Raw genomic sequence first — 11,737 nt, forward strand, 5'->3', positions numbered from 1 at the left:
ATATAAGGATTTGGAGAACTCATATCAAAAAGATGTCTTCTTCTCATAATCAAAAATTCGTTTTTATTCAAATATCCTTTATATTCATATCTTTTTGGAATTAAATATTCTGAATTTTCAAAAAAACTAAAATTACTATGATAAATAAGCTTTTTTAATATATATATGAATTCAGCTTTATCCATTGTAGTTTCAAAGATTAATTCATCATATAGCCCGATACTTTTGTAAAAAGAATTCATACAGAAATCAATATATAAAATTATTTAGAAAACATTTGTGCAATTCGTGAAAAAACATTCGTGCAATTTGTGTTCAGATAAAAAAATCAAACCTTCACAAACCTATTCACAAACATAGAAGCTACCAATTGTCCGACCGCATTTAAAACCGTTGCCAAAGGATCAACCAGAGTTCCGATAATCATTACTGCCGGAATTGCTTCTTGCGGTAATTTGTATACCGAAATCATCAGCATTTCTCCGATATATCCTCCGTTCGGAATTCCTCCCGCAACAATGCTTACAAAAACAGTAATTCCTAAAGCTAAAAGAAGATTCATAGGATCAAAAAAATCCCTTCCGATGATTAAGAATGCCACATAAATCTTAATGATCGACGACATCGAAGAACCGTTTTTATGCAAAGTTGTTCCAATCGGGATTACAATATTTGAAATCTGGCTTGGAATTCCGATTTTTGAAGCTGCGAGTAAATTGGCAGGCATCGTGGCGAAGCTGCTGCAGGTGCTCAAAGCGGTTAAAGTGGGGAAAATAGCATTCGTCCAGAAACTTTTAACCCCGTTCTGTCCTTTTGCCATAAACGCATAGAGTGAAAAGAAGACCAGAAAATAGACCACTCCTGCAATATAATACAATCCTAAAGGTTTCGCATAAAATCCGAAAAGCTGAGGTCCCAGCGTGGCAACCTGATACGCAAAATAAGCGCCCAAACCAATCGGGGCAACTTTCATAATCAATAGAAGCAGTTCCTTCATCACTTCATAGCCCGAAGCGATAAATGAGCGGAAAGCCTGTCCTTTTTCTCCCGCTTTTCTGGCTGAAAATCCCGTCATGAAAGCAAAAATTAAAAGAGCCAGCATATTTTGTCTTGAAAAAAGCTGTGTAAATTCTCCTACCGTAAAAAATCCTACGATTCTGTTTCCCCAACTGTCATTACTCGTGGCTTCCTCCACGATTTCCGAGCTTCCTGAAACTCCGGAAACGGGGAAAAGATAAACGGCACAAATCGTAAAAATTGCCGCAGTTAAAATAAAGAACAGAAAGGTAAAAGCCATGGTTACCATTATCTTTCCGAACTTAGACTGTTGCTCCAGTGAAGCAATAGAATTGGAAACGGCAAAGAAAACCAGCGGAACAACACTTACAAACAGCAGGTTCAGGAAGATATCTCCCAAAGGTTTTATATAATCAACAATATCGGGAGCAACAATTCCGATGATGCTTCCGACAATGATTCCCAAAAGTAAAAGTAAAATTCCCGAATAGTTTTTCAACACTTCTTTCATGCGTTGCTTTTTAACCAAAGATAGCTTAATTTTTAACATTCCGTTATATAAAATTCAGTCACAAAATCCTTAAATTTGAGTAAACATCGTTTCTATGGCTTATATAGATTACTATAAAATTTTAGGCGTAGACAAAAACGCAACGCAGGAAGATATCAAAAAGGCATATCGGAAACTCGCAAGAAAATTACATCCTGACCTCAATCCTGATGACAAGGAAGCCGAAAAAAAATTCAAAGAGCTTAATGAAGCCAATGAAGTTCTGAGCAATCCCGAAAACCGTGCAAAGTACGATAAATACGGAGAACACTGGAAGCATGGCGAAGAATATGAAAAAGCCCGGCAACAGCAGCAAAGACAATATCAAAATCAGGGAGGAAACTTCGGAGGAGGATTTTCGGAAGCGGATTTTGGTGATGGGGAAGATTTTTCAGATTTTTTCCAGAGTATGTTTGGCGGAGCAGGAGGAGGTTTCGGAAGGAATTCAAGAGGAAGTGCGTCGGGAAAATTTAAAGGACAGGATATTCAGGCAGAATTAACTTTAACCTTGAAAGATGCCGCAACAACACATCCTCAGACTTTTGATATCAATGGCAAAAAAGTAAGAATTACCATTCCGGCGGGAATTTATGACGGTCAGCAGATTAAATTAAAAGGTCACGGAAATCCCGGTTTCAATGGCGGTCCAAATGGAGATTTATACATTACTTTCAATATCACTCCTGATCCGAATTTTGAAAGAACCGGCAATGATCTGAAATCTAAAGTTTCAATTGATCTGTACACCGCAGTTTTAGGCGGTGATGTAAAAGTAAACACGCTGAACGGAAGTGTAAATCTGAAAGTAAAACCTGAAACCCAGAACGGAACAACGGTGAGACTAAAAGGAAAAGGCTTTCCGGTGTACAAGAAGGAGGGAGAATTTGGTGATCTTTTTGTGACCTATGAAGTGAAATTACCGACAAATTTAACTGAAAAGCAGAAAGAACTTTTTGAACAACTTAAAAATTCCTAAGCCATGAGTGAAAGAATATCGCGGGAAGAACTCGTAAAAATATATAACGTAGAAATTACTTTTTTTGATGAATTGGTGAACTCAGGATTGCTTACTATTCACACAGAAAATGAAATCCGTTATCTGATGTATGAAGATTTGCCCATGTTTGAAAGATTTACCAACTGGCATTATGATCTGGAAATCAATCTTCCGGGTTTGGAAGTAATCCATGAAATGCTGAAAAAAATGGAAGATCTCAGACAGAGGAACCGTAAACTGATGAATAAACTTTCGGCGGTTGGAGATAAATATGAGGATGGGTAATTTAGTTGATAGCTGAGGTGTCATGATTGATGATTGATGATTGATGATTGGAGTTGTGAAAAAACAAGAGATCAATCATCAATCAATTAAATTTTTCATTTAGCTTTGCATCAGAAATTACTGTTTATGAATGAAGAAAAAGTTATTGTTTTAAAACCTAAAAAGAAAGACTTCGAAGAAATATATTTCAGCGGAAATCAGGGAAGTTTATTTTTTTCATCAACAACCAGAGGAAAAACGATTACAACGATTGTAGTTGCCGTTATTTTACTGATCGTTTTTGTTTTCAGAAATGATTTTACCAAAGAAAAAGCGGGAATTTTATATTTTGTAAGTTTTTTGTTTTTGCTGTGTGCGGTTTTTCTTTCGGTAAGCATCAACAAAGTTTCGAGATGGAAAAAGCAGGTACATAATTACCTGAATAAGCTTGAAAACTGTAAAATCTACGAAATCCGGTTTGATGAAAATTTCTTTACCGTAAATATCGATGGCGAAAAAGAAACCAGCGAGTGGAAAGATTTTACGTATTTTGACAGCAATAATGAATTCATTACCGTTGAAGGAAAATACAGCTATATGTTTCCCAGAAAATCAATGAGCGAAAAGGAATACAGCTTTCTGAAGCAGGTTTTAAAGAAAAATATTTCAGAATAAAACAACAAAAAACTCAGAGTGCTTTGCTCTGAGTTTTATTTTATCATGAAAAGCTGATTAATCCAGCCAGCCCATTTCCTTCATCCAGTCGTCGTTGTAAATTTTTCCGACGTATCTTGAACCATGATCGTGAAGAAGAACCACAATCACATCGTCTTTCGTAAACTGATCTTTCATCTGTACCAAAGCAGAAATTGCACTTCCCGCAGAATATCCGCAGAAAATCCCCTCTTCTTTAGCCAGTTTTCTTGCATACACCGCTCCGTCCTTATCCGTTACTTTTTCAAAATGATCGATTACCGACATATCGTAGTTTTCAGGAAGAATATCTTCGCCAATTCCCTCCGTAATGTACGTGTAAGCATTTCCTAAGTTGATTTCTCCCGTTTCGTGGATCTCTTTTAAGATCGATCCGTAGGTATCTACTCCGATTACCTTAATGTCAGAATTTTTCTCCTTAAAAAATGTTCCGCAGCCTGTAATCGTACCTCCTGTTCCTGCTCCTACAACGAAGTGCGTTAATTTTCCTTCTGTCTGTTCCCAGATTTCCGGCGCCGTAGACTCGTAATGAGCGGCTCTGTTGGATAAATTGTCGTATTGGTTTACATACCATCCGTTTTCCGTTTCTTTAGCCAGTCTTTTGGAAACAGAATAGTAAGAACGCGGATCGGTAGGTTTTACATCTGTCGGACAGACAATAACTTCTGCTCCTACAGCACGAAGAATATCGCATTTTTCTTTAGACTGTTTAGAGTTGGTTACAAAAATACATTTGTATCCTTTGATGATCGCGGCAAGAGCCAGTCCCATTCCTGTATTTCCGGATGTTCCTTCGATAATCGTTCCTCCGGGTTTTAATCTTCCATCTTTTTCAGCATCTTCAATCATTTTCAGAGCCATTCTATCCTTCACAGAGTTCCCCGGATTGAAAGTTTCCACCTTTGCCAAAACCAGTGCCGGAAAATCTTCACCCAAAACTTTATTAAGTTTTACAAGAGGTGTATTTCCGATGGTTTCGAGGATGTTGTTTGCGTATTTCATAAATGTCTTTTAAAGCGTTGCAAAGATACGGCTTTCAGATAATTAATAATTAAAAATGAATAATTAATACTGTTTTCCCAATTTCAACCCCAAAACATACACTCTCTTACCCGCAAACTCTCTCATTTTCAAACTTTCCTATACTCCACTCTCATACTCTCCTAACTCAATAAGGAGCTGTTTCCCGCTATCCACTGTATCTTTTTTGTTACGGCTTCCGCTTCACTCCAGCCGCAACAAAAAAGGATGTCGTTTCTATCGGGGCTATGAATTCAGGATTTCAAACAGGGATTACATACAAATAAAATTCCACTCCTTTGGAGGGGTGGCGAAAATTTCAGAGAAATTTTTGACGGGGTGGTCTGAAAAGTGTGATTATAAGTCAATTGAGAATCATCAAAGAGTCAATGTTATGGCTTTACAAAAATTCAGTGTTAAAAAAATTCACCATTCACTTACGCAGTAAAATTCACCATTCACTTTATTAATTATACTTAATCGCCTTCACCGGAGAAATCTTACTGATCAGATAACTCGGAATTATTAAAGCCAGTCCTGAAATAATCAGAATTCCGGCAGAAATTGAAATAATGGCAATCGGATTAAGATCTACCGGAACTGTACTTACGTAATAATTTTCCGGATTTAAGGTAATCACTCCAAAAACTTTCTGAATAAAAAGCAGTCCGAGACCAATCGCATTTCCGTACAGCAATCCCGGAATCATAATAATTAAAGTATAATTGATAAAAGTAGCCCTGATCTGTGAATTGCTGGCTCCTAAAGTTTTCAAAAGACCGATAGAATTGGTTCTTTCAATAATCAGAATCAGAAGAACCATAATGATATTAATAACCACAACGATTAACATGATGATGATAATCAGAGCAATATTCGTATCAAAAATACTGATCCAGTCCGTAATCTGAGGATATTTTTCAGTAGCTTTTTCGGCATAATTTTTATAACCGATCAGTTTTTCAATCTCAGGAAAATCACGGTCAATATCATTTACATTTTTAAAGAAAATATCCAGTCCGCCCATTTCATCAGGCTTCATATCCTGAATTTTTCTTACATGATTAATTCCTCCCAGAACAAACTGATCATCGATCATTTTAATATCCGTTTTATAGATTCCTACCACTTCAAATTTTCTGTAGATAGGCTTTTGATCTGCTTTTGAAAACACTGTTACAATGCTGTCTTTCACTTTTAGATGAAGATCATTCGCTATTTTCTGGGAAATGGCAACACCGTTATAATAGCCTACTTCCGTTACTTTCGGAGAAGTTCCGGCAACCAGAAATTTTTTAAATCTAAGACTGTCGAAATCTTTTCCTACTCCCTTGAAGATAATTCCGGCAAAATTGTGCTCATTTCGCATGATTCCGGTAACTGTAGCATATTTCTGCACACTTTCCACATCCGGAAGCTCTTTTATTTTCTGGATATTCAGTCCCTGATTATCAAGAACAGAAGTGTTGTAGGAAGAGTTTGATCTCGTTGATCTTACCGTAATGTGTCCGCTGAAATCTGCAAGTCTTTCCTTAATGGCTTTCTTCGAACCGAATCCTGTGGAAACTGTAATGAGGGAAACTATAATTCCCAATGCCACAGAAAGTCTGCCGATGAAGATGATAACCCTCGAAAGGTTATTTTTGTTATCTTTGGAAAACGCTATTTTTTTCGAGAAATATAAAGGAAATTTCAAACTTATGAATTTAGATTTCAAAATTAAAAATTTACTTCTTATTTGCCTAATTTTTTTAGGAGTATTCAATCAATATTATTCTCAGACTCAAGATAAAAAAGATTTTAGAACGGGAGCAGATCAGCCGGAGCTGTATCTGCCTTTGCTGAAAGGAAAAATTGTAGGAGTGGTAACCAATCAGACCGGACTGATGAGCGATAAAACGCACGTTGTGGATTTTTTAGTAAAAAACGGGATCAGAATCCGATCGATCTTCGCGCCTGAACATGGTTTCAGAGGCGATGCAGATGCAGGAGAAAAGGTAAAGAACGGAGTAGACGTGAAAACCGGAATTCCCATCGTATCATTATATGGTAAAAACAAAAAGCCGACTCCGGAACAACTCAAAGAGATGGATGTTCTGGTATTTGATATTCAGGATGTTGGCGTAAGGTTTTATACCTATATTTCAACACTGACCTATCTTATGGAAGCTGCTGCTGAAAATAATATTGAAGTGATTGTTTTAGACAGGCCAAATCCGCATGACGGCTACACAGACGGTCCCGTTTTAAAGAAAAAATGGACAAGTTTTGTAGGGATGCATGAAGTTCCGGTTGTATACGGATTAACAATAGGAGAGTATGGAAAAATGGTAAATGGAGAAAAATGGCTGAAAAACGGAGTTCAGGCAAAATATACGTTGATTCCGATGAAAAACTATCATAAAAAGCTGCGCTATCAGATTTCAGATAAGCCGTCTCCAAATTTACCCAACGATAAAGCCATCAATTTATACCCGAGTTTATGCTTTTCTGAAGGAACGCAGGTTTCCGTGGGAAGAGGAACAGATTTACCGTTCCAGATCTACGGATCTCCATGGACAAAAAATCTTCCTTATCAGTTTACTCCGAAGCCAAGTGCAGGAGCAAAAGATCCTTTTTTAAACGGAAAATTGTGCTACGGCGAAAATCTTTCAGATTATAGAAAAGATTTAAGAGAACTGAATCTGGACTGGGTAATAAAAGCGTACAAAAACTATAAAAATCCTGATTTGGACTTTTTCCTGAAACCAACCACAGGAAGTAATTTGTGGTTTGATACTTTAGCCGGAACCGATGATTTGAGAAAACAGATTGTTGCCGGGAAATCAGCTTCGGAGATCAAAGCATCGTGGAAGTCGGATTTGGAAAAATTCGAGAAAATCAGAAAGAAATATGTTGTTTACGAAAACTGATGAAATATGAATTGTCAATTGTCAATAGTGAATTCATTTTATTTGTGAATCTAAATTGACAATTGACAATTGAAATTTTTTAATCAAAATCCTGCGGCGGAGTTTTGTCGTTTTTTCCTTTGTTCATGATGACAAGCCCGATCGACAGACCGATAGCGCCTGCTGCACCGATCATTAAAGCTCTTTCCAGCTTATCTGCCTGATCGTTTCCAAGGTAGTTCATCAGAAAAAGAATCCCGAAAGTGATGATGCAGATAATAATATGATTTTTACCGAATAGTTTCATTGTTTTATTTTAGTTTATAAGAAATCATAACGCCGCCTCTGTAAGGAAGAATTTCCCCGCTTTTGTTAAAGCCTTCCGCTACATCGTAACGTGCGCCGGTTGTACGGACATAGCCTTTGTAAAAGTCCTGAGAAGTTCCGATTCCTGCATAAATATCCATGTTCCAGTTTTCAGCAAGTTTAAACTGATAGCCTCCTGTAATTCCCAGTATTACAGAATATCCTTTCTGGTAAACATCTGAATATTGATAGACATTTCCGTTTTTTTCATCAACAAAAGTACTGTCACTCCAGTAATTCCATTTTTGTGCTATAAAGCGGGAACCTGCAATATTTCCTCCGATATACCAGTGTTTAAAAGCTTCATCAAAGTAATATCTTCCTTCCAGCGAAACGGAGTAATACTGCAATTCATGTCCGGCAAAAGATTTCCATGGTGAAATTAAAACATCGCCCTGTACTGTGAATTTTTTATTTAACTGATGTTCCAATCCGAGGTTGATAACTCCTACGGGTATTAGTAAAGCATTTCCTTTCAGATATACACTTTTTTCAGAAGTCTGTTGTGGTTCCTGTTCCTGTGCATGGAGTGTTCCTAAAAAAAACACAGTCAAAACTCCTGCAATCAATTTTATTTTAAGCATTCTATTTTATTTGTTTTAATAACTCATCAGCTAAAGTGGAATCCTTCTGAGCCTGAGCAGCCATATTTTTAGACATTTCTGCATATGTTTTTGCCATTTCTTTATTTCCGGTTAGAAAATAGAGCTTTGCAAGAATATAAGTGTTTTCGGAACTTTCGCCTCTCATTACAGATTTCTCAGCCCATTCAGCCGCTTTTTTTAAGGATGATTGAGTTTTTATATGTTCAGCAAATACCCACGCTGCTTTTAATAATTCATTAGGTTCAAACGCTTCTGAATTTCTGTAATAGGCTAAAGCTGCTTTCTCGTATTCCGGAAAATTGGCATTTTGCTCGTAATATCCGAGTTTCGTCTGGTTGAGTTTCAGTTCCGCATCATGCTTTCCTACAAGAGGTTCCGCATTTTTCATGAAGTAATCTTCATTGATTTTTTTATTCTGCTGATCGATAGACTGCTCCACAATTTTGCCAAGCTTGATCTGATTGTCAAATTCTTTATACGTTTCTTCAGGCAAAAACTTAACGATTTCCGCTTTTCTGTCCGTAAAAACTTTGTAATTTTTGTCTTCAGTAGATTTTAAGAAATACAGCAGCAATCCAACGTCATCTTTTGAAAATTCTTCAGTCGCTTTTTTATTATCAAAATACCTTTCAGATGCCTGTTTTGCAAAATTAAAGTCAGAAGAGGAGTTCAGTTTCATAATATTGATGAGGAACTCTGGATCTTTTTCACCTTTTGCAAAGCGTTCCTTCAGCGAACCTTTTTTATTGTTAGGAGAATTTACATCCTGCGCCATCGTCAGAAACATGCTTCCTTCCATATATCCGAAATTCTGGGAAACAAGCTCTCCGTCGCCATTCAGAAAAAGATAAGTAGGATAGGAGCGTACTCCGTATTTTACAGCAATATCTCTTCCTTCACCTTTTTCCATATCAAATCTTGCATTTACAAAATTTGCATTGAAATAATCTCCTACCGATTTCTGCGTAAAAACATTTCTTTCCATCATTTTGCATGGACCGCACCATGAAGCATAGGCATCCAGAAAGACAATCTTTTTTTCTTTTTTTGCCTTTGCAATAAGATCTTTAAAGGGAAGATCTTCAAATTTAATGGCCTCCTGAGCAAATGCCGTAATGGCGGAAAATAACAATAAACCGGAGATAATCTTCTTCATTTCCAATTAGAATTTGTTGGCGAATATAGTATATTTTGGCTGTATATCGATAAAATAGTATGCTAATTATATTATAAAAAAAGAGATTGCCATGTTCCGACAATCTCTCGTTTTAAATTTAAAGCTGATTAATTTTATCTTATGAAAATTTATCTTGTTTACTCAGTATATTAGTTTTTGTTGATAGGATAAAATCTTTTACTCATGTTTGCTTTTGGTTTTAGCAATTCTGACTTAAAGGAACGTAGCCGCAGCAACCTTTTTTATTGTAGAACCCTTGTAAATCGTCACATTGCTCTTTGGTAATTTCACAGGTTCTTATATAACAGGAAGAACTTCCTCCTAATATTGAAATTTGCTCATTTCTGGATAATTTTTTTGCGTTTTTTAGTTTTAAAATTGAATTTTTCATAATAAGTTAATTTTTAAGATTGTTATTGTTTAGAAATTTTAGTTAATTAAGCTGTTTTACTTTTAGTCACAGATGTAATAGGCTTCACATCCTGAAAATGGATCATATGGTGGAATTTCTCCTTTATAACAGCATTTGTCATGGCCTTTTGTAGCTCCGCCACGGATTTTTTTCAGTTCTTTCGCCTTCAGAGGCCGCAGATTCTTAATTGTCTTTTTCATAGTAATTTTAAGATTTTAGTTAAGAGATTTAATTGTTTTTCTGTGTCAATATTACAGTTATTCCAGCTGCTGCGTGTTTTATTTCTACAAAAAGCAGCTTACCGTATATCAATAACTATTAGCATGATAAAAGAGTAAATAATGAACCTCTAAACGTGATAAAAGGGAAAAATTAATTGCTAATGAATGGTCTGTAAGTTCTTCCGATCGGCAGTTTTTTCCCATTAACTGTAATTTCGCTGGCAGACATTACTTCAATTTTGGATCTGGAAACGATATAAGATTTATGAATTCTAATAAAATTATTTCTGTCAAGATCTTTCTCAAATTTACTGATGGGCATTTTTACCGTGTAAACTTCCTGTTTTGTGTGTATTTTAATGTATTCTCTGATGCTTTCAATATAAAAAACATCCTGAAGAACAATTTTTATTTTTCGTTTTGCAATATTGACGAATATAAAATCCCGGTCTTCTATTTCTAAGATAGCTTTTTCTGCGTTCATCAGATGCTTAAATTTTTCTATTGAATCCTGAAATCTGCTGTAAGAGATAGGTTTTAAAAGATAATCTACAATATTCAGCTCATATCCTTCCAGTGCATATTGGTGAAAGGCGGTTGTTACAATAACGTGAGGACGATTTTTGAGTCTTTTTAAAAATTCAAAACCTTTTATTGCAGGAAGATGTAAATCCAGAAATATCAAATCTATTTGATGCATTTTAAGAAGACTGTTGGCATAAATTGCATCCCAACATTTTCCGACAATGTGAAAGTCTTTATTTTGAGAAATGAAATACTCCATGATTTCCATGGCAATAGGTTCATCTTCTATAATCAGACAATTGTATTTTATTTCAGGAATCATTTTAATCGAATAATATTTTCAAAGTAACCGAATACAGGTTGTTGCTGTCATTGATTTCCAGACTGTGTTTGGGATATAACAAATCCAGCTGTCTTTTAATATTTTTTAAACCAATCTTGGTGCTTTCTTTTTCCGGATTTTCTTCTTTGGAATTTTCAATACTATAAACCAGAACTTTATTTTTAAGTTCAAGATTAATGGTGATAAAAGAGTTGAATCTGCTTTCCGAAGCACCATGTTTAAAGGCATTTTCAACAAATTGCAGAAGAATTAACGGAGAGATTTCCTGCAATTGATCGTCGATTGAATCATTGAATTCTACCTTAACCAGTTTGTGTCTTATTTTCTGTATATCAATAAAATCCTGAATATTCTCTATTTCCTGATTGAGATACACTTTGTTTTGGGCGGAATCAAAGATATTGTACCGCATTATTTTTGCCAGTTTCAAAATAATTTGGGGTGCTTCATCTGATTTTTTAAGCGAAAGTCCGTAAATATTATTAAGTGTATTGAAAAGAAAATGGGTATTTATTTGGGTCTTAAGCAGTTTTAGTTCTGCATCTGTTTTTTCTTTCGAAATTTCGATTAATCTTTTTTGCGTTTCATTTTGCTGAATAAATTTTTCAAAGCCCAACATGATGGCGATGGCAAAA

The 11,737-nt window shown here is 35.7% G+C and carries 15 protein-coding genes; 4 read left to right on the plus strand and 11 right to left on the minus strand.

From position 1 onward, the window contains the following. Window positions 1-242 (minus strand): hypothetical protein (locus WFK35_RS14840; RefSeq protein ID WP_336733224.1); only part of this gene is annotated, 242 nt, incomplete at its 3' end. Window positions 243-328: 86 nt separating this feature from the next. Next, on the minus strand, window positions 329-1,528 hold the full coding sequence (locus tag WFK35_RS14845; RefSeq protein WP_336733225.1) for a dicarboxylate/amino acid:cation symporter: 1,200 nt from the start codon (window positions 1,526-1,528) through the stop codon (window positions 329-331). A gap of 94 nt (window positions 1,529-1,622) precedes the next feature. On the opposite strand from WFK35_RS14845, the gene WFK35_RS14850 reads away from it, so the two are divergent. From WFK35_RS14850 to WFK35_RS14860, 3 genes are all read left to right on the plus strand, one after another. Further along, window positions 1,623-2,543 carry a J domain-containing protein gene (locus tag WFK35_RS14850; protein WP_336733226.1) on the plus strand — a complete coding sequence of 307 codons (921 nt, stop codon included), beginning with the start codon at window positions 1,623-1,625 and terminating at the stop codon, window positions 2,541-2,543. A 3-nt stretch (window positions 2,544-2,546) separates the two neighbouring features. Further along, complete coding sequence (locus tag WFK35_RS14855) at window positions 2,547-2,849, plus strand: chaperone modulator CbpM (protein WP_336733227.1); 303 nt, start codon at window positions 2,547-2,549, stop codon at window positions 2,847-2,849. A gap of 126 nt (window positions 2,850-2,975) precedes the next feature. Next, window positions 2,976-3,503 (plus strand): hypothetical protein, encoded by a 528-nt coding sequence (locus WFK35_RS14860; RefSeq protein ID WP_336733228.1) that lies wholly within the window; start codon window positions 2,976-2,978, stop codon window positions 3,501-3,503. A gap of 57 nt (window positions 3,504-3,560) precedes the next feature. On the opposite strand, the gene WFK35_RS14865 is transcribed toward WFK35_RS14860, so the two are convergent. Beyond that, window positions 3,561-4,544: a PLP-dependent cysteine synthase family protein gene (locus WFK35_RS14865; protein WP_076392256.1), complete on the minus strand. Its 984-nt coding sequence runs from the start codon at window positions 4,542-4,544 to the stop codon at window positions 3,561-3,563. A 484-nt stretch (window positions 4,545-5,028) separates the two neighbouring features. Beyond that, window positions 5,029-6,258, minus strand: coding sequence for an ABC transporter permease (locus WFK35_RS14870; RefSeq protein WP_235131401.1), 1,230 nt, complete (start codon window positions 6,256-6,258; stop codon window positions 5,029-5,031). Between the two features lie 4 nt (window positions 6,259-6,262). Between WFK35_RS14870 and WFK35_RS14875 the strand changes: the two genes are divergently transcribed. Next, window positions 6,263-7,474 (plus strand): exo-beta-N-acetylmuramidase NamZ family protein, encoded by a 1,212-nt coding sequence (locus WFK35_RS14875; RefSeq protein WP_336733234.1) that lies wholly within the window; start codon window positions 6,263-6,265, stop codon window positions 7,472-7,474. 79 nt (window positions 7,475-7,553) lie between these two features. Here the strand turns inward: WFK35_RS14875 and WFK35_RS14880 are convergent, their stop codons facing one another. The 7 genes from WFK35_RS14880 to WFK35_RS14910 all read right to left on the minus strand — a co-directional run. Then, the gene (locus WFK35_RS14880; RefSeq protein WP_336733235.1) at window positions 7,554-7,760 is read right to left on the minus strand and encodes a hypothetical protein; all 207 of its coding nucleotides are present in this window, start codon (window positions 7,758-7,760) and stop codon (window positions 7,554-7,556) included. Window positions 7,761-7,764: 4 nt separating this feature from the next. Further along, window positions 7,765-8,403: a DUF3575 domain-containing protein gene (locus tag WFK35_RS14885; protein WP_336733237.1), complete on the minus strand. Its 639-nt coding sequence runs from the start codon at window positions 8,401-8,403 to the stop codon at window positions 7,765-7,767. A gap of 1 nt (window position 8,404) precedes the next feature. Beyond that, the gene (locus WFK35_RS14890) at window positions 8,405-9,580 is read right to left on the minus strand and encodes a thioredoxin family protein (RefSeq protein ID WP_336733239.1); all 1,176 of its coding nucleotides are present in this window, start codon (window positions 9,578-9,580) and stop codon (window positions 8,405-8,407) included. A 220-nt stretch (window positions 9,581-9,800) separates the two neighbouring features. Then, a complete protein-coding gene (locus WFK35_RS14895) occupies window positions 9,801-9,992 on the minus strand; it encodes a hypothetical protein (protein ID WP_214589030.1) in 192 nt (63 codons plus the stop codon). A gap of 62 nt (window positions 9,993-10,054) precedes the next feature. Further along, window positions 10,055-10,213 carry a hypothetical protein gene (locus tag WFK35_RS14900; protein WP_336733241.1) on the minus strand — a complete coding sequence of 53 codons (159 nt, stop codon included), beginning with the start codon at window positions 10,211-10,213 and terminating at the stop codon, window positions 10,055-10,057. Between the two features lie 172 nt (window positions 10,214-10,385). Beyond that, window positions 10,386-11,081 carry a LytR/AlgR family response regulator transcription factor gene (locus WFK35_RS14905; RefSeq protein ID WP_336733243.1) on the minus strand — a complete coding sequence of 232 codons (696 nt, stop codon included), beginning with the start codon at window positions 11,079-11,081 and terminating at the stop codon, window positions 10,386-10,388. Window position 11,082: 1 nt separating this feature from the next. After that, the coding region (locus tag WFK35_RS14910) for a sensor histidine kinase (RefSeq protein ID WP_336733245.1) at window positions 11,083-11,737 on the minus strand (655 nt) is incomplete at its 5' end.

This window comes from Chryseobacterium sp. VD8, assembly GCF_037149975.1.
Taxonomy (GTDB): domain Bacteria; phylum Bacteroidota; class Bacteroidia; order Flavobacteriales; family Weeksellaceae; genus Chryseobacterium; species Chryseobacterium indicum.